General features: G+C 43.8%; 21 protein-coding genes. 13 read left to right on the top strand and 8 right to left on the bottom strand.

Going from position 1 to position 26,989, the window contains the following annotated elements:
* The first annotated feature begins 300 nt into the window (after window positions 1-300).
* On the top strand, window positions 301-1,311 hold the full coding sequence (locus NST25_RS17265) for a 2-oxoacid:acceptor oxidoreductase family protein (protein WP_038571642.1): 1,011 nt from the start codon (window positions 301-303) through the stop codon (window positions 1,309-1,311).
* A 25-nt stretch (window positions 1,312-1,336) separates the two neighbouring features.
* Window positions 1,337-3,643 (top strand): thiamine pyrophosphate-dependent enzyme, encoded by a 2,307-nt coding sequence (locus NST25_RS17260; RefSeq protein WP_340391906.1) that lies wholly within the window; start codon window positions 1,337-1,339, stop codon window positions 3,641-3,643.
* A 305-nt stretch (window positions 3,644-3,948) separates the two neighbouring features.
* Here the strand turns inward: NST25_RS17260 and NST25_RS17255 are convergent, their stop codons facing one another.
* From NST25_RS17255 to NST25_RS17235, 5 genes are all read right to left on the bottom strand, one after another.
* Entirely contained in the window at window positions 3,949-4,767 is an 819-nt protein-coding gene (locus tag NST25_RS17255) for an ABC transporter permease (RefSeq protein WP_076306050.1), read from the bottom strand.
* Window positions 4,764-5,774: an ABC transporter ATP-binding protein gene (locus NST25_RS17250; RefSeq protein WP_340394428.1), complete on the bottom strand. Its 1,011-nt coding sequence runs from the start codon at window positions 5,772-5,774 to the stop codon at window positions 4,764-4,766. The genes NST25_RS17255 and NST25_RS17250 overlap by 4 nt, the downstream gene beginning before the upstream one ends.
* A 30-nt stretch (window positions 5,775-5,804) precedes the next feature.
* Window positions 5,805-6,602: an ABC transporter permease gene (locus NST25_RS17245; protein ID WP_340391904.1), complete on the bottom strand. Its 798-nt coding sequence runs from the start codon at window positions 6,600-6,602 to the stop codon at window positions 5,805-5,807.
* Window positions 6,603-6,626: 24 nt separating this feature from the next.
* The gene (locus tag NST25_RS17240) at window positions 6,627-7,664 is read right to left on the bottom strand and encodes a metalloregulator ArsR/SmtB family transcription factor (protein WP_339168210.1); all 1,038 of its coding nucleotides are present in this window, start codon (window positions 7,662-7,664) and stop codon (window positions 6,627-6,629) included.
* A 503-nt stretch (window positions 7,665-8,167) separates the two neighbouring features.
* Window positions 8,168-8,686: a molybdenum cofactor biosynthesis protein B gene (locus tag NST25_RS17235; protein ID WP_076128304.1), complete on the bottom strand. Its 519-nt coding sequence runs from the start codon at window positions 8,684-8,686 to the stop codon at window positions 8,168-8,170.
* Between the two features lie 165 nt (window positions 8,687-8,851).
* Between NST25_RS17235 and NST25_RS17230 the strand changes: the two genes are divergently transcribed.
* The 11 genes from NST25_RS17230 (at window position 8,852) to NST25_RS17180 (ending at window position 21,266) form a co-directional block, all read left to right on the top strand.
* Window positions 8,852-9,871, top strand: coding sequence for a GTP-binding protein (locus NST25_RS17230; protein WP_076184465.1), 1,020 nt, complete (start codon window positions 8,852-8,854; stop codon window positions 9,869-9,871).
* A 91-nt stretch (window positions 9,872-9,962) separates the two neighbouring features.
* Window positions 9,963-10,310, top strand: coding sequence for a four-helix bundle copper-binding protein (locus tag NST25_RS17225; RefSeq protein ID WP_036688030.1), 348 nt, complete (start codon window positions 9,963-9,965; stop codon window positions 10,308-10,310).
* Window positions 10,311-10,520: 210 nt separating this feature from the next.
* Window positions 10,521-12,071, top strand: coding sequence for a response regulator (locus NST25_RS17220; RefSeq protein WP_339187333.1), 1,551 nt, complete (start codon window positions 10,521-10,523; stop codon window positions 12,069-12,071).
* Between the two features lie 200 nt (window positions 12,072-12,271).
* Window positions 12,272-13,234, top strand: coding sequence for an ABC transporter permease subunit (locus tag NST25_RS17215; RefSeq protein ID WP_076184463.1), 963 nt, complete (start codon window positions 12,272-12,274; stop codon window positions 13,232-13,234).
* A gap of 18 nt (window positions 13,235-13,252) precedes the next feature.
* Window positions 13,253-14,122 carry a carbohydrate ABC transporter permease gene (locus tag NST25_RS17210; protein WP_076128315.1) on the top strand — a complete coding sequence of 290 codons (870 nt, stop codon included), beginning with the start codon at window positions 13,253-13,255 and terminating at the stop codon, window positions 14,120-14,122.
* Window positions 14,123-14,151: 29 nt separating this feature from the next.
* Window positions 14,152-15,825: an extracellular solute-binding protein gene (locus tag NST25_RS17205; RefSeq protein WP_340391902.1), complete on the top strand. Its 1,674-nt coding sequence runs from the start codon at window positions 14,152-14,154 to the stop codon at window positions 15,823-15,825.
* Between the two features lie 75 nt (window positions 15,826-15,900).
* Window positions 15,901-17,643, top strand: a complete 1,743-nt coding sequence (locus NST25_RS17200) for a sensor histidine kinase (protein ID WP_280753112.1) — start codon at window positions 15,901-15,903, stop codon at window positions 17,641-17,643.
* 3 nt (window positions 17,644-17,646) lie between these two features.
* A complete protein-coding gene (locus NST25_RS17195; protein ID WP_340391901.1) occupies window positions 17,647-18,942 on the top strand; it encodes an ABC transporter substrate-binding protein in 1,296 nt (431 codons plus the stop codon).
* A 142-nt stretch (window positions 18,943-19,084) separates the two neighbouring features.
* Window positions 19,085-20,029, top strand: coding sequence for an ABC transporter ATP-binding protein (locus tag NST25_RS17190; protein WP_340391900.1), 945 nt, complete (start codon window positions 19,085-19,087; stop codon window positions 20,027-20,029).
* Between the two features lie 14 nt (window positions 20,030-20,043).
* On the top strand, window positions 20,044-20,757 hold the full coding sequence (locus NST25_RS17185; RefSeq protein WP_339168198.1) for a hypothetical protein: 714 nt from the start codon (window positions 20,044-20,046) through the stop codon (window positions 20,755-20,757).
* A gap of 44 nt (window positions 20,758-20,801) precedes the next feature.
* Entirely contained in the window at window positions 20,802-21,266 is a 465-nt protein-coding gene (locus NST25_RS17180; protein ID WP_038571625.1) for a hypothetical protein, read from the top strand.
* Here NST25_RS17180 and NST25_RS17175 read toward each other — a convergent pair.
* The 3 genes from NST25_RS17175 to NST25_RS17165 all read right to left on the bottom strand — a co-directional run bounded on the left by NST25_RS17175 (window position 21,258) and on the right by NST25_RS17165 (window position 26,499).
* Window positions 21,258-22,496 carry a winged helix DNA-binding domain-containing protein gene (locus NST25_RS17175; RefSeq protein ID WP_076194710.1) on the bottom strand — a complete coding sequence of 413 codons (1,239 nt, stop codon included), beginning with the start codon at window positions 22,494-22,496 and terminating at the stop codon, window positions 21,258-21,260. The genes NST25_RS17180 and NST25_RS17175 overlap by 9 nt on opposite strands.
* 108 nt (window positions 22,497-22,604) lie before the next feature.
* Window positions 22,605-24,692 carry an ABC transporter ATP-binding protein gene (locus NST25_RS17170; protein WP_076184457.1) on the bottom strand — a complete coding sequence of 696 codons (2,088 nt, stop codon included), beginning with the start codon at window positions 24,690-24,692 and terminating at the stop codon, window positions 22,605-22,607.
* A gap of 58 nt (window positions 24,693-24,750) precedes the next feature.
* Window positions 24,751-26,499 (bottom strand): ABC transporter transmembrane domain-containing protein, encoded by a 1,749-nt coding sequence (locus tag NST25_RS17165; protein WP_076184456.1) that lies wholly within the window; start codon window positions 26,497-26,499, stop codon window positions 24,751-24,753.
* Between the last annotated feature and the right edge of the window lie 490 nt (window positions 26,500-26,989).

The raw sequence follows: 26,989 nt of genomic DNA, 5'->3' as shown, positions 1-26,989 counted from the left end.
ATTCGTTTTTTCTGTTTTTTAACAATGCTATTGATACATAGAGGATGCAAAAAAATCAATTGGAAAAAGGAACAAAGGTTATTGACGAAGTTGTTGATACTATGCATAGATCACGAAGAATGTGATGAATTTAACATCTTAATTTTTAATTTTATTGCTAAATGAAAGTAGATAAATAAGCTTAGGCAACACTTGGAAAATGCAAGATTTGTCACTTCGCGTCTTGCAAAATCAAGTTACAATCGTTGAAAAAGTCAAAAGGATATTATACTAGATGACATTCTGAAAGGGGCTATGTCGGTGGTACAGTTACCAAAAGTGAACGAGCTCGGATTTTTTGAGATTCGTCTGGAGTCAATTGGAGGGTTGGGTGCGAACCTGGCTGGTAAAATGCTTGCAGAAGCAGGTGTTGTCGGTGCTGGAATGAATGGGGTCAGCTTTTCGTCATATGGTTCGGAGAAGAAGGGATCAGCGGTAAAAGCGCATATCCGGTTTTGTGATTTGAATACGCCTATTCGTGACACGTCTCCGGTTGAGCGTCCGCATGTTGTTGGGGTATTTCACGAAGCATTAGCAAAGACAGTTAACGTAATTAGCGGAATTTATGAACATAGCACAGTATTGGTGAACTCAGCAAAATCGCCGGAGGAATTGAAATCCTCCCTGAATATGATGGCAGGAACTATTGCAGTCGTTGATGCTACAACGATCGCCTTAGATGAGAAAAACCGCGTTAATATGGCGATGCTAGGCGCGTTGTTCCGGATGTGTGATTTCTTGGACCCTGAAATTATGAAAGGCGTTATAGAGAAATCACTAGGCAAAAAATATCCACAGGCAGTACAGTCAGCACTGACTACTTTCGACCGTGGATTTAATGAAGTTAAGTTTATGCATTTTCCACTGCCTGCGGGCGTGACAATGCCTGAGTTCGTGCGGTCTGATATTTCCGCATTGGGTTATGAAACACAGCCTATCGGCGGTACCATTACGAATCCTGGCAGCAGCTTTTTAAAGAACTTGAGCATTTCTCGCTCCGGTTTGCTGCCTCATTTTAAGCAGGAGGATTGTATTCATTGTGCGCAGTGCGATACGGTGTGTCCTGATCTGTGTTTTGTTTGGGATGAGCAGCCTGATAAGAAGGGGCGTCCACAAATGTTCCTGCAAGGTATTGATTATCAATACTGCAAAGGCTGTTTAAAATGTGTAGAAGCTTGTCCTACAACTGCCTTGTCTGGCGAACGTGAGGAAGAGGGCTACGCAGAGAGTCATACGGTCCGGCATATTTTTGATCTCGTTACTGAGGCCTAATTAACGGAGGAAAGGTGGAATACACGTGGCTATAGATTATGAAAAAGAAGTAGGCTCTGCTAAAGTAGAGCAGAAATTCCTATATGAATCCGGCAATGAAATGGCGGCTTATGCTGCTCATCAGATAAATTATCATGTAATGGGGTATTTTCCTATTTCTCCATCGACAGAAGTAGCGCAATTTCTTGATACGATGAAAGCGAACGGCCAGCATGATATTATGCTGATTCCGTCAGATGGCGAGCATAGCTCTGCTGGTATCTGTTATGGCGCTTCAACGGCTGGCGGACGTGTATTTAATGCTACCAGTGCCCAAGGTTATATGTTCATGCTTGAGCAATTGCCTGTACAAGCTGGTACGCGTATGCCTATGGTTATGAATCTAATCTGCCGTTCGATCTCTGGACCGCTGAATATTCACGGGGACCATTCAGATTTGTATTTTGCTTTGAATACAGGTTGGCCTATTTTAATGTGCCGGGATCCACAATCTGTTTATGATATGAACCTAATGGCATTGAAGCTTGCGGAACATGCTAAAGTTCGTCTTCCGGTAATGGTGGCTTCAGATGGATATTTCACCTCCCACCAGAAACGCCGCGTTCAAGCTTTTACTCATCGGGAGGATGTTCATAAATTTGTTGGACCACAACCTCCAACAGGCTTTACCGATACTTTAGACCGCAATAATCCGGTAACGGTTGGTCCTTATATGAACGAACCTGACTATATTAACAACCGCTATCAGCAGTCCGTAGCTATGTACAATGCGGGTGAAGTTTTTGAAGAAATTGCGAAGGAATTTGCTGAGTTAACCGGACGTCATTATCCAATGATCGAGGAATATCGGATGGAAGATGCTGAAGTAGCCGTATTCTTGATGAATTCCGCCTCTGAGATTATTAAGGATGTTGTGGATCAGCTTCGGTTGCAAGGGATCAAAGCCGGTGCAATCTCGCCGAATATGATCCGTCCTTTCCCGCAGAAGCAAATTGCTGAAGCGCTGAAAAATGTTAAAGCAATCACCGTTGGTGACCGTGCAGATTCTGTTGGCGGACATGGTGGTAACATGGTCAATGAAATCAAGGCAGCCCTGTTCACATATGGCAACACTACGACTAAAGTAATTAGCCGTATCTATGGTTTGGGTGGTAAGGACTTCTACGCAGAAGATGGTCATGCCTTTTTCCAATTAGCAATAGATGCTGTTGCTGCAGATCGAGTAGACATACCATTTGATTATTATGGCCACAATCCGGGTACATCAGATAAAGCTCCGCAACGTCTTCTGAAGCCAATGGACTTTGACTCACTGAAGACAGGCTTAATCACTGTGAAACAGGATGAAGCAACAGGCAAATTAAGCGTACGGATTCCGCCACTGCGCAGCTTGACGAAGAAACCTAAACGGCTCTCCCCAGGGCATGGTGCGTGTCCAGGTTGTGGGATTTTCTCAGGACTGGAGACTTTCTTCAAAGGAATTGAAGGGGATATCGTCGCACTTTATCATACAGGCTGTGCCATGGTAACGACAACGGGGTATCCGTATTCCTCCCATAAATCAACGTTTATCCATAATCTTTTCCAAAATGGAGCGGCTACCTTGTCCGGTGTCGTAGAGATGTTCTGGGAACGCAAACGTCGCGGTGAGCTGGATGGACTAGGGCTTAAAGAGGACTTTACGTTTGTTATGGTAACCGGAGATGGCGGTATGGACATCGGGATGGGACCGGCAATTGGAGCTGCACTGCGTGGTCACAAAATGATTATTGTAGAGTACGATAACGAGGGTTACATGAATACTGGAGCACAGCAGTCCTATTCGACACCACTGGGTCACCGTACTTCAACCTCCAGTATCGGCAAGCAGCAGCAAGGTAAAGTTACTCAGCATAAAGATACAGCACAAATTATGGCGGCTACTAACATTCCTTATGTCTTCACGGGTTCGGAGGCTTATCCGCAGGATCTGGTGAAAAAAGCGGCAAAAGCACAGTGGTACGCACAAAACGAAGGTTTGGTGTATGGTAAAATCCTGATCGCATGTCCGCTAAACTGGATGTCTGATGATAAGGAAGGCACGAACATCGTATCATTAGCTGTTGAGTCTTGCTTCTTCCCGTTATATGAAGTAGAGCATGGTTCTACGAATATCACATATAATCCTGAAGATAAGGGCAAACGTGTTGAGCTCTCAGCATGGCTGAAGACAATGGGTAAAACTCGTCATTTGTTGAAACCTGAGAATGAGCCAGCTTTACACAGCTTCGAAGAAGAAGTTGAGCGCCGTTGGAATCGTCTCAAGGCAAAACACGAACATCCTGACTTATAAGCTGTGTCTATCTCCAGTATATAAAATATGAAAAAACCCGGCAGATTTGTCTGCCGGGTTTTTTTGTGATTAGGGAGCATTTGCGCGTAAGAAGCAGCTTTCGGACACCACTGACCTTAAACACAGCTTTCTTTCCCATTTGGAATTCTAACGGACTCCATAGCAGTTATCGGCCCTAAAACTCCCAAAATGAACCCTTTTTGAAGGAATAGTGTCACTGGAGTCCGCGAAACTTTTGAAAAAGCTAAAAAACCAGCAAATAACGTCTCTTAGGTCCTATGTGTTAAAGACTTGGTCATTTACAGTTAGAATAAAGTCCAGTTTCCTTTTACTCTTGCATGTTGCTCTGCTCTAACCAGAAGATAGCGGGTACAAATGACAAGACAAGCACTACCTACGATTAAAGCGCCGAGAGCCCACCACCAGCTAGTACCGATATTATCGTATAACGCCCCGCGCACAAGAACCAGACTATATGTGAGTGGAAACAGAAGGGATAAACCCGTTGCCCATGCTGGGAATACTGCTGGTGGAATACGAACCCCGCCAAACAGCTCCATTGGTGCTTGAAAGATGTAATAGAGTAGCCCTGAATCCCTTGAGAAGAGAGATATCGCACACAGCAAAGCTCCCCATATAACCGCTGATATCATGATAAGTATTAATACAGGTATTAAGGCGCCCCAGTTAACAGTCGTTACGTCCGCAAGAAAAATGAAAGTCAGAAAGGAGAAGCAAGCGAACATCCATATTCCGTGAAATAGTGAATATACGGAACGTCCATACAGGAAGGCCATTTTTGACGCTGGCGTTAGGAACACTACCTCAAGTGTACCCCCTTTGCGTTCTTGTTCGAATAACCATGCGGCTTGCACAACCGTCCAGTATAACTGAAAGACGAGATATCCGCTCAGCAGAAAAAGGGGAATCCGTCCATCTGGTATTACTTTTGAAAGTGCTGATCCTGCTCCGGTTCTAAAGGGCTGCATAGTAAAGTAGGTGGTTAAAAAGGTGAGCGCCGGCCAGAGTAGAAGTGAAAAAAACACTGCGCGTCCCTTAACTCTATTTCGATGCTGCTTAGTGATCTCCGCGCTAAGGGTAAACCATAAGCTATGTAAGTTCATGATACCCTTCCTTCCGAAAGGAGGATAATCGCATCCTCCAAAGTAGGTTTTTCGGATGCGAAGCTTTTAATGCTAAGCCCCTGCTCAGTAGTCCATGGCAGCAGCTCTGTAATGATTCTATCAGCCGAAGGTGTCTTTACAGAAATGCGCTGCAGTCCATCATTTTGAAGTTCTAGTTTTTCTGTTGCGCAGACACCCATTAATTCCGCAGGCTGAGTAAATGTTCGTAGATGCTCTAGTAGCTTGGGACGAAGTGATTCATGCCAGCCTGTAACCTCTAAATGAGCAGTTTGCGAGCCTGCAACCTGATGGACAATCCGTTCAGGTTTGTCACAGAGCAGAAGCTCGCCTCGATTCAGTACATAAACTCGGTCACAAAGTTCTTCGACCTCCTGTAAATAATGGCTGGTCAGAAGGATACCCTTTCCACTGTCCAGTGCAAGCTTTCTTATCGTACTGCGAAGCTGCCTGGCAATAGGGGCATCAAGGCCAAGTGTGGGCTCATCTAGAAATAAGTATTGTGGATCGTTGATAAGTCCGCGGGCGATTTGCAGCCGTTGCTTCATCCCTTTAGAATATTGTTCAACGGGTTGGTCAGCAGCTTGGGTCAAACCCACTTCCTCCAGAAGACGTCCTGCTTCTCTAGCGATGAGAGGGCTGTTCATTCCATAGAGTTTACCGAAGTATTCAAGATTCTCTCTACCAGTGAGCCGCCAGTACAACATTCGTTCTCCTCCGGCGATCATATTTACTTTTTGCTGAATGGCCTGTCGATTTTTGTGTAGTGACATTCCATCGACTTCAATCCTGCCGGAGGTTGGCTCTAGGAGAGTAGAAAGCATACGTATTGTAGTGGTTTTTCCAGCGCCATTTAGACCGAGAAGACCTACGATTTCCCCCGCAGCGATATCTAAAGATAGTGATTTCACTGCTGTCACTGATCTTTTTTCCGAACGGAACCAGCTCAGTTTATGTTTGCTCTCGTAAATCTTAGTAACTTCATGCATATTAATCAATGGTTTCACCCCTCCAAGGTTTTAGAATCGTTCGAATAACCCGCGCTCTATGCGCCGGTTTGTCCATTGACCAACCGTTATGTATACAACACTAAGCAGTATGATTGGCCATATGTCAGGTAATCGTATTGCTTCTCCAGTTAGCAGCGAGCCTCGAAGGAGTTGTAGCGCATTGGTCAATGGGAAAATCTCACCTATAGCCTGCAAGTAGTCAGGCAAGTATTGCCTTGGAAACTGAAATCCACACAGTAGAGCAGTTAGCGTAAATAGAGTATTTTGCACAATGAAGGTGTCCCTTGTATAAAGCATAATGCTTCCTAGCACCAGCGCCATCGCATAACACGATAGTAAAAATAGCAAAATTCCCATGAAGACAGATAGGAAGTCAACGGAGGGGAGTCGAAGTCCTGCTAAAAGGCCAAAGAAGAGAACTACCAGCAATTCCGCCCCACTTCGATACAACTGCTGGACTGCGTTTCCTAGAAAATAACCGCTCCGGCTTGAAGGGGAGAGCAACAGTGCCTCAAGTGTACCTTCTCTCCATTCGGTAATAAGTGCCCTGGATACGTTCATCATCATACTAACGGAAAATATACTGAGCATACCTCCAATAATTACATAGGTCAGATAGTCCTCACTGCCACTATAGATAGCAAATTTTGAATCTATATCCCCTTTGATTAGATACACATAAGAAAAATAAGAGATGATGACTAGATAAACTCCATCAATAATGTGCCCGAATGTAAAGGTCCAGGGAAAGGCTCTAAGATTAGATTTTTGGTTTCTTTTTAGGGTTGCGATAGCGATATGCCACATATATACTCACACCTTTCATTAACCTCATTGTTCAAGGTACTGCCTTTGCAGGATGAGCAGATTATCAAAGACTTCTTTGTTCACTGAATAAAATAAATAATTCCCTTTTCGCTGTGATTGGGTAAATCCTGCTTCACTTAGTTGTTTTAGTTGTTTAGAGACCGCAGCTTCAGAAATACCCAATATTGGCGCAAGCTGCTTGGTACAATGCGGCCCTTTCCACAGCAGTTTCAGAATTCGCATCCGCGTATCATCACTTAAAGCTTTGAGTTGGCGCAACAGGTCACTCGGCGGTCCCCCACTAAAGGCAAGACCGGGAACATCCACCGTGAGAGGCAAAAATAAAGTGTCTTCGAACCAGCCAACAAGCAGATGCGGAAATATGAATGTAGAAGGAAAAACGTACACTTGTCCAAGCTGGTCATAAGGAAAGTAATACGTTACAGCCTTTTGTACTGTCAGAGTCCCGTTCTCTGAGAGGAGGCGTGGGTGGAGCGTATTTAGTGCCTTTTCCGGGGAACGACTGGCTAAGTCTTGAAACTGAGCGGCTGAGATGTTCATAAATGGTTCAATATAGTCCCATTCCTGCCCGAAATAATCATGTTCGTATGTAATTAATGTTGAGATTAATAGCTTGCGAACACTAGCCAGATTGTTTATCAGGTACTTCACGTTTCCACTCAACTTCATCAGCGAACGCTTGCTTTCAGATTCATTCAGCCATTCGACTATGGTACTTAGTGCAATTTCTTGATTCATAAATAGATACACTAGCTCTGCATCCGGAAGTTTTTTGAGTAGGGTGATTCCTTGATTGCAAGAAATAGGGACACCCATACGGTCCGGTAAATCTAGCAGAGCGATCCAACGTTCTGACAACTGCCCAAGTGTGTGGATGTTCTCCTGTAGAGCAAGAGGCATTCTTTTCTTGAGCTCCAGAGCCCATTGTAATCTTGTTGGATGGTGTTCTGGTTGATGGAAGACATGCAGACTGCATAATAACTCATGAAAAGGACTGACGACCGTTTTGATCTTTCGATTTAAAGTTTGGAGTGAGCTCATCTCTTTCCTTTCCGATTAACTGTTTGGTTAATCAAAAACCACTTTCGCGTAAAGTGTTCAAAATTATAGGGGGAATGGTCAAGATTGTCAAATCTTTTATGCAGAAAAAAGCGAGAGCACATCCCCATGCGTTGGACATGGATGTTCCTCTCACTTATAGGATTCTTTTAATAGAGTTATGAAGTAGAGTTTTATCTTCTGCCTCTAGGCATCATAGAGTTATCGCACATGATATCTTTAACAGAATAGGTGTAGCAATGGCGAGGAACTGGGACACAGTGATGGCGTCTAACGATTTCTACCGGGTGAATAACATTCACAACTTGAGGGTGGTAATAATCTTGATAAACCACCTTAGGTGGGTCGGTGACAGTTTGGGCCGGACATTTTGGACATTCTTCTGACATTTCCTTCAGCTCCTTTGTGTGTGAACTTACCGTATTATACGCACAGAACAAAGGTATGCTTGGTTATTTGTCTAGTTTATAAAAAAATGGGTGGGATTATTGTTTGTATATCTCTCGCATTACATGACGAAGCTCCGGGATAATTAGCCGTTCCATAGCCAATTTAACGGCTCCAGTGGAGCCGGGCATAGAAAAAATAGCTGTGTTGCCAATCGTACCTGCAATTGCTCGACTAAGGATTGCCGCCGAACCTATATCCTCTGTGTAGCTTAACATTCGAAAAATCTCACCGAAGCCCGGCAGCGTTTTATCCAGCAAGGATGAAACAGCTTCGTAGGTGGTATCACGGGGAGAAATTCCTGTTCCACCCGTGAGCAGTACGGCTTCAACTCCAGTGTGATCAGCGTTTTTATAGAGTAGTTCACGAATGTCTTGATAGTTGTCTTTGATAATGGTACGGCCTATAACTTCATATCCGGCAGCCTCAAGCATGGATTGGATTAAAGCTCCACCGGTATCGGTTTCGGTAGTTCTGGTGTCGGAGACGGTAATGATATAGCAGGATACGGATTGTGGTGCTTCCTTCCGATGTTCTTCAACGGATGACAATGAGATCAGCTCCTAAATTAGAGATGTTCTCATGATAGGGTATGGAGGAAGCAAAGACAAGTTTCGTTATCCAGCGCTAATCTTTTGAGGTTATAGGGATGCCGCTTGCGTGCTTTGGCATCATGTAGTAAACTCGCTACCATACCCGTAATTTGCAAGGAGCGATGAATCATGGAACAGGTTGTACCTGTGTATATATTGTCAGGATTTCTGGGAAGCGGCAAAACTACCCTGCTGCAGCGCCTGCTGGAACATTGGAAAGATCAGGGCTTACGCCCGGCAGTAGTGATGAATGAGCTGGGTGAAGTGAATCTGGATGGGCTGCTGGTTGAGCAAACCGTTCCTATGGCTGAGCTGCTCGGCGGCTGTATCTGCTGTTCTATCCGAGGAGATCTCAGTACAGAGCTAACTACTCTTATCAAGAAGGAATCACCGGATGTTGTTGTTATTGAGGCCACAGGTGCGGCGAACCCGCTGGAAATTGTAGATGGCGTAACCGAAACTTCACTGTATCAAAAAGTAGAGCTGAAAAGCTTGATCACTGTCGTTGACGCCGCGCATTTGCTCGAATTGTACCGTGCGCAGCAAGGCGCAACCTATCGACTGATGCAGGAGCAAATTCGCTGCGCCTCTGTTTTGATTCTGAATAAAACTGACCGTGTCTCAGCAGATGAAGCGGAAGAGATCACAACCGTTCTGCGAAAATGGAATTCTTATGCACCGATTATGCCAGCGGAGCGTTGTGAGATCGACACAGAGGAGCTCCTGCGTAGCGCAGGTGGAGTTCTTACGGATTCACAGCTTGAAGAGGGCGACAGTGAAAGCCATGTGCATGAGGAAGCTCTGCAACCTTCAGGAGGCACCCATGCTTCCCACGATCACGTGATGGCATACACACATTACTTCAAACGACCTGTCAACAGCGAGACCTTTGAACAGTTCGTCAAGGAGCTTCCGCGGGATGTTTATAGGGCTAAAGGCATTGTGACCTTTAATGACACCTCCAGTCGTTTTCTTTTTCAATATGCTTACCGTGAAGCTGATTTTATGAAAATCACACCTCAAGGCGAAGTGCCAGACGTAGCTGTATTTATCGGGGAACATTTCTCATCCAGTGAGTTACGCACGAAGCTGCTGGAGATGGAAGGACGTATTTTAGTTCGGCCTGGAACGATCAAAAGAAGCCTGTAATCCGTTCTGCTTCAGAAGAAGCTGTGGTTCATTCCTAATCTTGTAGGTTAATAGTAAGGCATACCATTAAAAATGCAGGAGGTTGAAGGCTATGACCCGAATTCAATATCAGGAGTGCATTGACGCTTGTCTCGAAAGTATGAATGCCTGTAACTACAGCTATGTCTCAAGCCTAAAAGAATATGATCTTGCATCTCTTCGTGAGAGCATGCGACTCGATCGTGAATGTGCGGATATTTGTTCTTATGCCATTCAAGCAATGACCCGTCAAAGTCCGTTTGTATCTGGAATTCTAAAACTATGTGCAGAAATATGTGAAGCATGCGCGGATGAGAGCAGCAAGCATATACATAATCACTGCCAAGAATGTATTAATGCCTGCCGTAAAGCTGCAGAGGCATGCCGTTTGATTAGCGATGCTGTTGAGGTATATGCGTAAATCGTATAACTTAACTCTCATATATGAACTAATAGCCAGACTGTTGCTGTAGAGATATAGCAATAGTCTGGTTTTTTATATCCAGGTCTGTTTGATTCATGCTATTGGTAGAAAAAAAGGAAACAAGCATGTAGAATGCTAAATACATACAGATTTAACCTTTTACATATTATTGATAGCGCTTACAAAAAAGATTGGAGGAGCAGTATCATGCAAAAGGTCCTTTTAGTTGATGATGAATTTATTATCCTGGATGGCATCTCATCGGTAATGAACTGGGAAGCATTGGGCACAGAACTTATTGGAACCGCGCAAAATGGCTTGGAGGCATTAGAATTAATCAAGCAAGCTATACCTGATATTATTATTACCGATATTCGTATGCCGGGAATGGACGGGCTGGAGCTGGTGGCGACGGTTACAGCGCTTCATCCTGAGACCTCTTTTATTATGCTGACAGGCTTCTCAGAATTCGATTATGCTAAGATGGCGATGCAGTATGGGGTTAAACATTATTTACTGAAGCCGTGCAGCGAAGAGAGCCTGAATGAAGCGCTAAGCGAGGTAGTTCAGAAGCGAGAGGAACGGCAGTACGAGGAGAACTTTATCCTATCGATAAAATATGGACTGGAACGTGTACTTCCACATGCCAAAGAACAATTCCTGAAGGAGCTTGTGACGAACAAGACCTATGGTGTGGAGGAATGGAAATATTTTGGTGAGCTGTTTGGACTGAATTTTCAGAGTCAACGTGTTAGGCTACTGCTGGTAGAGATTGAAGGAGAACATGAATATGAGCATTTGTTCGCGGTCAGTAATATTGCGGGAGATATTTTTCAACATCATATTTTAAGCTCCACCGTAGGGCGGCGTGTTCTGTTACTAATGGAAGATGACCTGTCTGAAGCTGCTTTATTTGAGAAAATAGACAGCATCCGCGCTACCTTTATGAAATATTATCATATTGATCTGACGGCCGCATTAAGTGAACCTGGAGAGCTGACGCAAGTAAGGCGTTTATTCACGCAGACGATTGAATGTCTTAGCCATAGATTTTATCTGGGGGAAGGGAGCTTAATTACAGAAAAAGATATCAGCATTCCAGAGGATGAGGAAGGTCTAGAGCTGCAACTGGATCTCGAACACCTCGTTATGCTCATTAAAGCGGGGCACTGGGCAGATGCTGAATGCGAGCTGCTGTCACTTTTGCATCAACTTCTGAATTTTAGATATGACATTGCCAAGACCAAATCCTATCTGATCCAGATCTTCATGGAGATTATACGTTTGAGTGATCAAAACAAGATGCAAACATATATTGATAAGCTGCCCCGAATGATGGAGACTAGCACGCTCCAGTCTTTTCAGCAGTTTGTAATGAGTATTGCAGAAGAGATTACCCTTGATCGTTATAGCCGCAATCGCAGTAAGCAATCGCAAATGGTGGCAGAGGTAAAGCGTATCGTGGATAGGCGTTATTGTGAAGAGACATTAACTTTGCAGACTGTTGCACAGGAGATTTATATGAATCCTGATTATGTTAGTAAGATGTTCAAGAAAGAAACGGGGGAAAAGTTTACGAATTATGTTATGAAATGCCGGATGCAAAAAGCGCTCGAAATCATCGAAGGATGTGCACATTTTACGATTGGACCTCTAGCTGAAGAAGTCGGTTTTGGAGATAATGTATCCTACTTTAGCAAAGCCTTCAAGAAATTCACGGGTTTTTCTCCTTCCGAATATAAAAAAACGGCTCCATAATTGTTTCATTTAAAGATAGCCCATATACCCTACGTACTTGATCGATAAGTACTGTGGGGTATTTTTGTGTGCGAGGACAAAGAGGGTTCCACGGTTTTGAACAAATAATTACCGGATATGAACATGGGGAAAGGACAGCTTTACCTGTAAAGTTATGTGCATAAGGAAGCTAGTCATATTACATACGGGGAGGCCAACCAATGGAGCTTAAGCATCAGCTGCTGACCAAGAAGTCCGGTATGAAACCCGGCAAATGGTCTTATGTGAAAAAAGAACTGCAGCGGAATAAATATGTGTATATCATGTTAATTCCCGTGGTGCTCTTTTATCTGATTTTCAGCTATGGGCCGATGTACGGTCTGCTAATGGCTTTTCAGAAATCCTATAGTCCTATAAAAGGGATTATGGCGGGGCAGTGGATCGGGTTTGATAATTTTAAAATGTTTTTTGAAAGCTACTACTTTTGGCGGATTATTAAGAACACACTGATTCTTAGCTTTTACAGTATTATTTTCGGATTTCCGGCACCCATTATATTGGCTTTACTGTTAAATGAGGTCCGGAATAAGTGGTTCAAAAGCACGATTCAAACCGTTAGCTATATGCCGCATTTCATTTCAGTCGTGGTTGTTGTCGGTATGTTAAAAACATTCTCAGCACTTGATGGCGGGTTGTTTAACGTAGTTCGTAGCTTTTTTGATCTACAGCCTGTGATGTTTCTGGCAGAGAAGGATATGTTCCGGCCACTTTATATTCTCTCCAACATCTGGCAAGGTGCGGGCTGGGCTTCCATCATCTTTTTGGCGGCGCTTAGCGGAATTGATCCCCAATTATATGAGGCTGCCAAAATAGATGGCGCAGGTCGCTGGAAACAGCTTCTGAACATTACCCTGCCGGGAATTATGCCTACTGTCGTCGTTATGCTGATTCTGCGTCTGGGCGCGGTTATGAATTCCGATTTTCAAAAAATATTACTGATGCAGACCGCTCCAACCTATGAAACCTCGGATGTTATCTCAACCTTTGTATACCGTTCTGGGGTGCTGGAAGGCAATTATACGTATTCCACAGCCATTGGATTAATTAACGGGGTTATAAATTTCTCACTGCTTTTGCTTGCCAACTCTATTAGTAAAAAAGTGAACTCCACCAGTCTTTGGTGAGGAACAGGAGGTGAACCTATGCGACGTTCGGCAGGTGAACGTATCTTTGACTGTATTAATGTGTTGCTGTTGTTAGGCATCATGGCTGTATCGATTTATCCGCTCCTGTATGTGCTGAATTCCTCTGTGAGTGATCCGAACGAACTGCTGCGTTCCAGGTCATTAATGCTGCTGCCTGAAGGCTTTCAGCTCGAAGCTTACAAAGCGGTATTTCAAAATTCGAAAATCTATAGTGGATATTTAAATACACTTTTTTATGTAACTGTTGGGACAATCGTTAATTTATTGATGACATCAATCGCAGCGTATTCCTTGTCCAGATCAGATCTTTTCGGTAGAAAAACACTGATGAAGTTAATCACATTCACGATGTTTTTTGGCGGAGGGATGATCCCGACTTTTCTGCTCATTCAGAACCTCGGGATGGTCGATACCCGCTGGGCGATGATTATACCTGGAGCGATTAGTACTTTTTATTTTTTGATAATGAAAACTAGCTTTGAGGGAATACCGATCAGCTTGATCGAGTCGGCGAAGCTTGACGGAGCTAATGATATCTTGATTTTATTCCGAATTGTACTGCCACTGTCCAAATCTATTCTCGCGGTTATGACTCTTTATTATGCGGTTGACCATTGGAATGATTATGTAGCCCCGATGCTGTATTTGCGCAGTCAGGATCTCTATCCGATTCAAATTGTAATGCGGGATATTCTGATTAGCAGCAGTACAGAGTCAATGGGAGCTGGGGTAGATACAGGCTTCGCTATCGGTGAGAACATCAAATACGCCACTATCATAATCTCAACGTTACCAATCATGCTGGTGTATCCGTTTATCCAGAAATATTTTGTTCAAGGCGCTTTAATCGGTGCCGTGAAACAATAAATAACATTTATTTATGGAGGCGATTTTGGGTGAAAAGAAAAATAGGGGCCATGATGTTAAGTTCCGTCCTTCTTTCTACAATGCTGGCTGGCTGTTCAGGCAATAATGATGGAACTAGTGCGGGTAATAAGGCGGGAGATCATAAGGGGAATACTACCGCAACTAATACGCCGGTGGAGAAGCTGACAGAAATTCCACTGCCAATTACAAAAGACGGAATGACGATTAATTACTGGCGTGCCAATGATGGTAAGCTTACCGCTTCTTTGGAGAGTTTTGGTGATATGGCCAGCTATAAAAAGAAAGAAGAGTTGACTGGCATCAAAGTGAAGTTTACGCACCCACCACTTGGACAGCAGAAGGATCAGTTCAACCTGTTGATTTCTACGAAAGAGCTTCCAGATGTCATTTATTATAATTGGGCGGATGCGGTTGGTGGGCCGGAGAAATTAATTGAGGATGGCCGAATTATCCGTTTAAATGAGCTGATAGAACAATATGCACCGAATCTTCGCAAAATCATTGAATCCGACCCGGATGTAAAAAAACAAATCACACTGGATGATGGAACGATTTATATGTTCCCTCTTCTGAAGCTGGATGCGCTGAAGCTGAATGCCACTTCAGGGTTGATTATGCGCAAGGATTGGCTCGATAAGCTGGGACTGAAGCCGCCGACCAACATTGAGGAATGGCATACTGTTTTGAAAGCGTTTAAAGAAAAAGATCCTAATGGCAACGGGAAGGCCGATGAGCTGCCGTTCACTGGAAACTGGGGTCCTGGTGACCTGACGAAGCTGCACGATTTCTCACCAGGGTTTGGGGTAATCGGCGGTTTTCAGATGAATGGGGATAAGGTCGAATACGGGCCGATTCAGCCAGGTTATTCAAGCTTCTTGGAAACGATGGCCACATGGTATAAGGAAGGGCTTATTGATCCGGAAATTATGACCAACGATGGCAAAGCCTTTGATTATAAAGTGACGAATAATTTAGCCGGTTCTTATGGCGGTGGTGTCTTTAGCGGTATGGGCAAATTCTTCAACCTGATGCGCGATACCGATCCGAACTTTAATCTTACAGGTGTACCTTGGCCGGTTTCTCCTAGCGGAACAGCTTATGCTACTTTTAATATGAACAATAAAGTATTGACGTATGGTGAAGCAATCACTACCGGAGCGGATAAGGATAAACTGAAGGATATTGTCCAATGGATGGATTTCAATTACAGCCCACAAGGACATGAATTGTTCAACTTCGGAATTGAAGGTGAGAGCTATGTGAAGGAAGGAGAAGGAATAAAATTCACAGATGTCATTACCAACAATCCTAAAGGTTTGACTTACGATCAAGCGTTAGCCTCATATGCGCTTTCGATTATGGATGGACCCATCAATCAGGATAGCCGTTATTTGGATGCTTTATTGTTCGATGAGGGGCAACGAGAGGCTAATGCTTCTTGGATGAAGGCTAGCTCTGATTTGACGCTTCCTCCGTTTCGTTTGAGCGTTGACGAAGCCAGCAAAAGCACTTCCATTATGAGTCAGGTCAACACGTATCTGAATGAAACGATGACAGCAATCATTAATGGCCAGAAACCAATCTCAGAATTTGAAAAAATGGTGGATACGATCAAAGGAATGGGCATTGAAGAAGCTATAAAAATCCATCAGGCTGCGTATGACCGTTACATGGCTAAATAAGCGGATTAAGAAGACTATCCGGGTTATCCATAATGTGGTATACAAGTTATATTACAGTGACAAAGGAGAGCCCGGATGAAAGTTTATCGGAATTTGAGTATTAAAATGAAGGTGTTCCTGATGATTGTTCTGATACTGATTCTGATTATATCCATGGCGTTCGGTTCTTTATATTATGCCTACTCTATTTATGACAAGCAGCTTTATGACAAGTCGTATCGGCTGCTTAATTTGTCTTCGACTACGATTGATATGGAGCTTAAAAAGCTGGAATCCATGACTTTGACGATGATTGCTGATCGGCAAATTCAAGAAGGCCTTAAGGAATTGCGCAAAGATGATTCCGATTTTACTGGATATGTTACACGGCAGATGATTGCTGATCGGTTATGGACGCATATCAGTATGGACGAACGTTACATTCAGTCTGTACATTTGATCGATTCCCAAGGGAAGGTCAGCAGATACGGAGAGACGATTCTGTTCACAGAGGAGAAATCGGCACGAATGAACCGAGAGGCAGAAGCGGGGAATGGTGCTGTACGTTGGTTGTATCCTGACGATTCAGATCCGATGCTGGTCATGGTCCGAGAAGTGAGAGCTTATGATCCAATGACGCTAGATAAGCTGGGCACGCTCTATTTACGCATTAATATTGGGAGGTTAGCCCAAGATTACGCTGGTGTGGCCGCAGAAGACAGCGATATTATTTTGAAAGCAGGTCAGGAACTGGTTTATCCTTATCGGAAAGTGGCGGACGGTGTAACAGCGGTTTTACAGCCTTTAAAATCAGGGGCTGGATACGAAATCAAAGAGATGAATGGAGAAGTTGCCTTTGTATCACAGAAGCAATCTTCCTACTCTGGATGGACTTACTACAACTATGTTTCTTATAATGATATTTTTGAAAAAACCATTTGGCTGAAGAATACAATGATCATTATATTTGGAATTGCGATTGTGATTATAATTGCGCTAGGGATGAGCTTTGCCCGTAATCTGACACAACCGATTCGCTCGCTGATCAGTCAAATGAAAGAGGTTCAATATGGAGATCTGGACAGTATGGATACTAAGCTGATGGCTCCTCCACTTCAGCAAATGGATGAGGTGGGGTTATTACAACGGACATTTCGTCAGATGATAACACAGATTAACACATTGATCAAAGAGAACTATGCCAACCAGCTGATTATAAAAGAGACAGAATTTAAGGCTTTGCAAGCGCAGATTAATCCTCATTTCCTCTATAACTCACTGGATTCGATCCACTGGTTAGCTAAAAAAAGTGAACATGCACAGATTTCGAGCATGGTTGTCTCGCTTGCTTTTCTTCTTCGGTCATCGATCAGCTTGAAACAAAATGTAATCACAGTCGCGCAAGAGCTAGAAATTGTGAAGCATTATATCACTATTCAGAATTACCGGTTTCAGAAACGTTTGGATTTTCATATGGAGATTCCAGAGGTCTTTAATACTGTCTCTATTCCAAAGCTAACCCTGCAACCGCTGTTGGAGAATGCTATTCAATATGGTGTTGAGACGATGATTGAACCTTGTCAAATTCTATTATATGCTGAACCATTTGATGGCAAGCTAGCGATTGTAGTTGAGGATCGTGGGCCCGGAATGGAAGCAGATTTCCTCAAACGATTACTAAATGGGGAAGTAGAGACTAGAGGCACAGGTATTGGCTTGCTTAACATCCGTGACCGGGTCAGACTTGCCTTCGGTGAGGAATATGGCATTTATGTTGAGAGTACGGTTGGGTTTGGAACAAAAGTCAGTGTTCTTTTGCCGTTCCCGCAGGAGGTGTAGGTGATGCGCAGATTCATACTTAGCTTGGCACTGCTATGCATGATTACAACTCTCGGAAGCTGCGGGCAACAAACGGACCTTCCACCAGAGAATGCAGTAGAAAAAATTAACCTCCGGATTGCCTGGTGGGGAAGTGACTTCCGGAATAACGCTACAATTCAGGTTATCCAAATGTATGAACAACAGAATCCTCTGGTGAAAATTGAATATGATTACAGCGCCTTTAATGAGTATTGGAAAAAGCTTGCACCTAGTGCAGCAGGCAATGTTCTTCCAGACATTATCCAAATGGATATCTCTTACCTTTCGCAATATGGAACTTTGAATTTATTGCAAGACTTGTCACCTTATATTAAGAGCGGACTTATAGATACGAGCAGCATCAGCGACAACAATCTTGCCGGAGGTAAACTAGGCGAGCAGCTATATGGTTTTAATCTAGGGATTAATGCTTTGTACAGTGTGTATGATCCAGAAGTTTTTAAGGAGCAGGGAATTGAGCCTCCAGGGACGGATTGGAGCTGGGAGGATTTTGAGCAGATCGGCGTTACTTTAAAGGAACAGGGGAAAGGAATTTATCTGGGAACTTATCTGACGCCAGAACAGTTTTTTGCTTATTATTTACGGCAGAATGGAGCGTCAATGTTCTCGGAAGATGGAATAACCCTTGGCTATAGCGATGATCGCTTGTTTGTAGAGTATTTCGGACGTATGCAGCGTCTGATGCAGGAAAAACTGATTTTCGAACCTGATATCTGGACGTTAGATGTTAACAAACCGGATCAAGACCCTTTTTACAAAGGGGAAGCATTGCTGGGTTGGGGATATTCTAATCAGTTTATTAGCACTGTTCAGCGTTACGGAAAACCGCTGGCTTTAGCCACCATGCCAGGCCCGCACAATGATCGCGGCTTATTCTTGAAACCAGGGATGTTTTTTTCGATTTCAAAAAGCTCTAAGCAAAAGGAAGAAGCAGCAAAATTCATTGATTTCTTTGTCAATAATTTGGAAGCTAATAAAGTGCTTAAGGGAGAACGTGGCGTCCCGGTGTCCTCAGCTATTAAAGAGCAGATGAAGCCATTTCTAGAGCCAGAGCTTGCACAGGTTTTTAAATATATTGACTGGGTGGAGCAGAATAGCAGTCCGATGGATCCACCGGATCCGGTGGGTGCTTCAGAAGTAACTAGCGTATTACGTCAATTATATGATCTGCTTATGTTCAGCAAAATCACTCCTGAAAAAGCTGCCGAACAGTTCCGCCTTCAAGCCGATGAGATTTTATCTCAGAATATAAAATAAACAAAAAAAGGGGAGAAATACTGGATTGAAAGTAAATTTTAGAAAGGGCTGCTATGGCAGTTCTTTCTTTTTTTTGATTCCTAGAAGAGGAAATTCGTAGGGAACCGGAGAATTAACAGTAGATATGAAGGGAGAATGTTAAGTGGCGAACTTAGTAGATCGTAACTTTGCCGGCGGTAGTATAGGTGTTGCTACTTCCCTAATTGAATTAGAGCAGATCAGTAAACAGTATGGACGCCGACCCGTATTGGAGGATGTATCGTTCACTATTGAAAAGGGAACTGTAACAGCTCTGATCGGACGAAACGGATCCGGCAAAAGTACCCTGTTGTCAATCTTAGCTGGACTTGTCCAAATTTCCTCAGGAAAGCTGAGTTGTAAGGATCCAAATCTGAGAATTGGTTATGCACCTGAGATGTTTCCAGGGTTGAAGCTGACCCCAGAACAGTACTTGCGAAGTATGGGTCAGATTAGCGGCCTTGCGCCAGTCCTGATCGAACAGGAGCTAACAACGTTATTTCAACTTTTTAAACTGGAGCACTTTCGCAAGCAGTCGATGCTAAATTTCTCCAAAGGAATGCTGCAAAAAATTAATTTGATTCAAAGCTTGTTGGGAAGTCCCTCGTTGCTGCTTCTTGATGAACCTATGTCGGGCCTTGATCTCCCATCAATGAATAAGTTAGCTGATCTTCTCATCGTTTTGAGAAATAAGGGGACTGCTATAGTCTTCTCTGTACATGAAACCCAATGGATTGAATTGCTTGCGGATCAGGTTCATGTGATACATGAAGGGAAAATTGTAAAGTCAATTCAGGGGTCAGAGAAGCTAAACATAAAACCCTCTACATACATACTATTGTCTAATCTGTCGATTCAGAAACTGCAGCAATTGAAGGAAATGGCAGGTTTCATTTCAATAAATACGTTTAAGGATAGTTGTAACATAGAACGTACGGCGTTGACAGTAACAAGTTCAGAATCAGATACTTTTTTGCGGGTTATCTTGGAGTCGGGTGGTTCAATACAATCGGTAGAACCTCGCGGAGGATCGCATGACTTAGAAAAATGGATGAATCCTAGGAGTTGAACAGGGGGTCTTACGTGTATCCGTTTATCGTTTACATGCTGCGAAGTTATACTCGATCTCAGCGTTATTTCGGCCCGTTAGCAGGGATTGTGATTGCAGTCTTGATATTGTATTCTTATAAGCCCAATCCAGTTATGAATAGCTATGCCGCTACAGCAGTAATGCTCTTTATAAGCTGCGTTTGGATGAGTCTTAGTTTTTTGAATCATGAGCACGCTGTTCATCGGCAGATTGCAGTTGTTCACATGCGAAGTGCGGCTAAACATAGTGCAGGTGGTATCTTAACGCTTGCATTTCTAACGCTGCTGCTAGATCTATTGATTGTCCTTTATCCTTGGGTAACGGGTCATTTTGCAGAATCACCCGGGGGATATCGGTTAATTCTCGCGCTCATAGGACATGGATTATTGGGTATGCTTGGTGTGGCTATTGCCCTATTCTTTCAATCTTCTTGGGTTCAAAAAGGCAGTCATGCGACAGGTATGTTGTTAGCTATCGTTATACTATCACTGGGCGGAGCACAAATCAGCGAAAGTTTGCCTGGTATATTTCATTTTTTGATCTGGTTGTTGCCGCCAGTAACTCCTGTAATGGAGGCCATGATGAAAGCTGATACATTGTCATTAGCGGAGTTGTTAGGTTCCTTTGCACAAGCATTAGTATATATAACACTGCTTATCGGTTTTTATTTGTACAGATCAAGACAGAGGGATTACAACAAAACATAACTTGTATAGATAAAAGGAACAAGGATACAGAAGTGGGGGAAAAGATGAAGGATACATATGTACCTGAGAGTGAACAATCAAAAGAGTTATTCGCCTATTTTGGACTGGCAGTTTATTATGGACAGGCCCTCGAGCAGCAGCTTACCAACTTGCTATTGCTTACTAAGCTATCACAAGGAAAAACGCCAACAGAAGCAGATCTGACAGACCTTTATCAGCGAAAACTCAGCAATTCACTCGGCCAACTCATCAAAGAAATCCAACATCATTTTCCTTTCTCGGAGCAAGAAACCGCTCAGTTGGAGGAAGTGTGGAAACAACGTAATTACATCGTTCATGATTACTTTAAAGAGCGTATACAGGAAACCTTTACGCCTGCCGGAAGGGCTAAAATGATTCGGGAGCTGAAACGTTTTAAAAATAAAGCAAGTAGACTTGAAGTTAAACTGCAAGGCTACTGCACAGAGATGTTCACGAAACTTGGATTAGAGGAGGAAAACTTATTGTAATAATCCTTCTAATCCGCAAGCTGTTACAACCTCTGGTCTAAAATGAACCGAAGAAGCTCTAACACAGCGAGAGAGTGCAGTTAAAGCTTCGCCTAATGCCGGAATCATCTCCGGTGTTAGGCTTTCTCCAGGTTCCCACCACCAATTGTTAATATTCAATGTTTGGCTCTTCTTATCCATCACCGGTTCAAATCTGCCAACAAAACGATCATTATATAATATAGGCAGTACATAGTAACCATATTCTCGTTCTATTGCCGGCTTATAGACCTCCCAGCGGTAATGAAATCCGAATAATTGCCGAACCAGCTCACGTTCCCACAACAAATTATCCAGCGGAGCCAAAACGGCCGCAAATGAATCACGTGGTTGAAGCCCAATCTCTTCAGATTCTTGCAGTATCACAGACTCCAAGGTTGGAGCATCTATACTGCGGATATAAAGCGGAACCTTAATCCCCTCGACCCAAACTTTTCTGAGACTATCCTTCTCCAGCAATCTCTGAATCGCCGCCGCACGCTCTTTGCTCTTCAGTCCGGATATGCCCAGCCATCCGTCTCCAGATTTATTCCATAACAAGCCGATACTTCCTATTCTACGTAACACATACCAATCATGAAATTGTTCTTCCGTGACATTTGGATCGGCTGAACTCAGCAGCTCTGAGGGTAACAAACGTTCAGCGAAATCATAATATCGCCGGGTATGTACACGATGGTGGACAACAATCTCTCCCCAAAAGTACATGCTTTCCATTGCAGCTCGTGATAATCTTGTCGGAGCCCAAGCCCAATCTACTTTTTCCTTTCCGTCTAAATCCAGAGAGGAGAGGGGGCCACGCTTCTGAAGCTCTTCACGAACCTGTGCTACAGCGACCATTACAGGCTCATTAGCCTGATGGTGGGAGGCAGCAGCTGTTCTTCTCCGCTTAAAATAAGGCCAATCCTCTGTACAATAAATTGACATGTTCTTGTCCCAGCCATCAACGAGCAGTCTGTCTTCATACAGAAGCTCTTGGACCAGTTCTGGCGTAAATCCCGGAATCCGTGCCTGGAGGACCAGCTCATGATTATGGCCAGCGATATTAAGGGGGTCATATTGGATGCAGCCTACGTGACGAACATAGTCATAAATACTAAGTTTTCCAGAAGGGATAGCTCCAGCAGTTAACTTTTGATGAGATAGCAGAAAAAGCCTGGCTTGTTTCTTAGTCAAATTATAAGTAAGCATCGTTTGCTCCTCCAAGGTTATGTATTAATTTCCATAATACAGAACATCTGTTCTAAGATCAAGCAGGAAAAAACCCTGAATCACAATGAAGTGACTCAGGGTTGTAAATTACATTTTCTCAAGAGAGGGTTGCAAGTTTCCGAGTGCTGGACGGTTGCTTGCGCCAGCGTTATCGTCAGAGCTGTTAGCAGCAGCACCTACTTGCAGCTGGTACATACGGAAGTATCTTCCGCCAAGCGCCATCAGTTCATCATGGCTGCCGCGTTCTACGATCTCTCCGTGATGCAGGACTAGAATCTGATCTGCACTGCGAATCGTGGATAAGCGGTGAGCGATGATGAAAGTGGTGCGTCCTTTTTTGAGAACTTCCAGCGCATCCTGAATGACGCTTTCCGTTTCTGTATCGATGTTGGAGGTAGCTTCATCTAGAATGAGAATAGCTGGGTCAAAGGAGAGAGCTCTCGCAAAAGAAATCAATTGCCGCTGACCCGCAGATAAAGTACTTCCTTTTTCGATGACAGGTTCATCAAATCCTTGTGGAAGATGAGCGAGTAACTTATCCGCACCAACCTCACGCAAAGCACGTTCTACCCGTTCACGGGAAATTCGTTCATCCCCTAGGCTGACGTTCGAAGCAATGGTGCCCGTGAAGAGGTACGGATCCTGCAGCACGATGCCCATGTGATTCCGCAGCCACTGCTTCGGAATATCCGTAACCTTTTGACCGTCAATCGTAATATCGCCTTTTTGTGGATCATAGAACCGGAACAGCAGATTGATGATTGAGCTTTTGCCGGAACCCGTATGACCTACAAGAGCGACAGTTTCACCCGGGCGTGCTTCAAAGGAGATATCGCGCAGGACGTAGTCTTTTTTATAAGCAAAAGATACATTCTTAAATTCCACTTTCCCTTTGTAGCGTGGCATGGAGCCGTCCGTAACATTCTCTCCAGGTTCATCCATAAGCGTAAACACACGTCCTGCAGATACCATAGAAGTATCCAGGTTCGCCAACTGGTTCACCATGCCTGTGATAGGCTGGAACAAACGTCCGAGCACATCGACAAAGGCATACAGAACGCCTAAGGATACAAAGGTTGAACCAGTAATACTGCCATGTCCGAAATACCAAAGCACCATCACAAAAGAGAGACTGCGAAGTGAGTTCACCAGATTGTGGGACGTGAAAGCATTCAGATTTAACATTTTATTCTGATATTTCAAGTAATCATCGTTCAGGTTCTCAAATTCTGCACTAAGCTGCTTCTGACGGCGGAATATCCGGACGATTGACATCCCCTGAATCGATTCATTAATAATGGCGTTAATTTCACTTAGACGTGAGCGAATGATCGTATTGTATTTGGTCGCAATTTTGCGATAGAGCACGATCCATAACACAAGAATAGGTACAATGAACAAGCTGATCAGACCCAGACGGACATCAAGTAAGAACAGAGCGATATATACGCCAGTTATATTGATAATACCGGTGCTGAAATTGGAGAGGACGGCAATGAATAGATCCTTAATCGCCTCGGTATCATTTGTAACCCGCGACACTACCTTACCAGCAGGCAAATTGTCAAAAAAATGAACGGGTAGTCGCTGGATATGCGCGTATACATCTGTCCGCAGCTTCCGGATTACCTGATTCGCCGAAGATTGCAGCCAATAGGTTTTTCCGAATTCAGCAAAGATGGAGATTACAAGAAAAATAGCATACATTCCGACCAACTGATAGATTCCAGGAAGCTCGGGTTTGTAAAAAGCGAACAGCTCATCGGCCGACAGCTTAACCGCGGGATAGATAACTTCGTTATCACCACGGGTGATATGCATCTCTCCATCGATGAACTTTCGTTCACCGTCAGGCTGTGTTACAGCTTCGTTAATAAAATAGAAACTTCTCCCTGCTTGAAGGACACGAATTTCTTGGCCTTTAGTTTCACCAGGCTCAAAGCGATCGCCGCGTTTGTATAAATTATTGTTATATTCAGCCGCCTTATCGGGAGACGTGGTGCTGAAATAGGGCTTCTCGATGGCCAGCATGTGATTGTCGATCATGCTTTTGGCTATAAATGGACCTGCCAGCTCTGCCGCTACCCCGATTGAAAGCAGCAGAAGGGCTGCGATAAAGGTTTTCTTTGCGGTCAATGCATATTCCAGCAGGCGTTTGCCTGTACTTTGTGTCAACCGTGACACCTCCTAAAATGTTTTGCGTAGTCGTAGCTCGTTTATTTATGGTTGTAGTTTAATCATTCGATAAGTTATTTTCGACTTGCTGCCGATCATATTGCTCACGGTACCAGCCATTCAAATCCAATAGTTCCTGATGTGTACCTCGCTCAACAATTTGTCCGTTATCCAGTACAACAATCATGTCGGCATGTTGGACGGCAGAGAGACGGTGAGTAGAGATTAATGTGGTTTTTCCGGCACGTTCATTTCGGATGTTGTCGATAATCTGAGCTTCCGTACGAGCGTCAACGGCTGATAAGGCATCGTCCAGAATAAGAATATCTGGATTAGCGATAAAAGCTCTGGACAGAGAGACACGTTGCTTTTGTCCACCGGAGAGGGATACACCACGTTCACCCACCAGAGTATCCAGACCATCGGACAATGTGCCCAGGTCGTTCTGGAAAGCGGCAGCTGTAATGGCTTGCATAATCGTATCGTCATCGGCGTTGTCTAGACCAAACTGAATGTTTTGCCGAACGGATTTGGAGAAAAGGATTTGCTCTTGTGGAACATAACCCATCCAGCTATGCAGCTGATCCAGGGAAATCTGTTGAATAGGCACGCCAGAGATAAGGATTTCTCCATTACCTGTCGGATATTCGCGGAGCAATTGTTTGAGCAGTGTAGATTTCCCGCTTCCTGTACGCCCGACTACACCTAATGTCTGCCCTTGGTTCAGGGTTAGGTTGACATGGGTTAGATTGTCTATCGTCGAAGAAGGATAACGGAAAGTCACATCGTTAAGCTCGATTCGAGTAGGGTGGGGAACTTGAACGGGATGGGCAGCATTTTGAACATCGGGTTTGGAGTTTAACGTCTCGTCGATACGTTCGAGGGAAGCTCCACCACGCTGCATAATGTTGATCAATTCTCCAATAGCGAACATCGGCCATACAATCATACCGAGGTACATATTAAAGGAGACTAGATCACCCAGTGTGATCTGATTGCGGAATACAAGGTATATCCCATAAGTAAGACCAATAATGTAGCTGAGTCCGACGCAGAAGCGGATGGTTGGTTCGAAGAAAGCATCGACACGAGCTACGGCCATATTTTTGTTGTAAACATCTTCAGTAATATCCGAGAAACGTTTTTCATCAAGACGCTCTTGGACATAAGCACGGATTACGCGCACACCAGAGACAGATTCGAGCACTTGGTCATTCATATCTCCGAATGCATCCTGCGCTAAGCTGTACCGATCATGAATAGCTTTACCATAAAAAATCATAGCTATTGCAATTAGGGGTAATGGTAATACTGCTGCAAGGGTCAATTTCCAACTCACGAGAAAGCCCATCGCAAACAGCACAACCGTGAGGTAGATTGTAGAATCCACCAGTGTAAGCATCCCGAATCCTACGGTAGCTGAGACGGCTCTGATATCATTGGTTGCCCGGGCCATGAGGTCACCAGTTCTATTTTTTTCGAAGAACGAAGGTGTCATAGTCATAAGATGATTCATAAATCGGGAGCGCAGCAGGCGCTCAACAAGGTTGGAACCTCCGAAAAGTTTGTGCATCCATATGTAGGTAATCCAATAAATAACTAGCAGCAAAATGAATATCATGCCGATATATTTGGCAAGCGAAGCTGTAGTAATCGAACCGCGTACTATGTCGTCAATGGCATTGCCTAGCAGACGTGGAGGGAGTAATTCAAGAACGCCCACACCTATGAGTAATATGAGTCCAATCAGGTAACGCCTTTTTTCTCGGCGAAAAAACCAGCCGAGATCGCGAAGAACAGAGAACAAGTAAATCCCTTCCTTTCAGGTTGTAATGATTGCTTGTGATGCTGATAAAAGCGCAAGTGATTATCTCTTCAGCAAACAAAAAAGGCATATCATCCGAAAACGGACGATATGCCTGTAATTTACAGCTATCATGCGCACGGTGCGTTACAGCACCAAGCATGTGAGAGACCTTCAAGAACTAAAGTTATACGGTCCATAAGACTCGCAAAAACTTCAGGATGGCTTAATCACTTGGGCTGCTTCGGTATTCGGTTGAGTAAAAATTCCAACAATAGTAAAATAATATGGCTGTAACTTCGTAAACACCGCGCTCACCCCTTTCATTAATTTGGTAATAACTAGAAGACGTTTAGTTATGTTCAGAGTTTATCATCCGGTTCGCGAATTTGTCAAACTTAATTTTAAATGGATTGGGAAATCATTAATTGCATAAAGTTGTTTGAATATCGACTTATTTTCGTTATGATTAGAATATACAAAGGAGCTGAGA

The organism is Paenibacillus sp. FSL E2-0190, assembly GCF_037992965.1.
Classification (GTDB): Bacteria; Bacillota; Bacilli; order Paenibacillales; family Paenibacillaceae; genus Paenibacillus_AQ; species Paenibacillus_AQ odorifer.
Note: the sequence above shows the minus strand (reverse complement) of the source record. Positions and strands in the feature narration are given on the sequence as shown.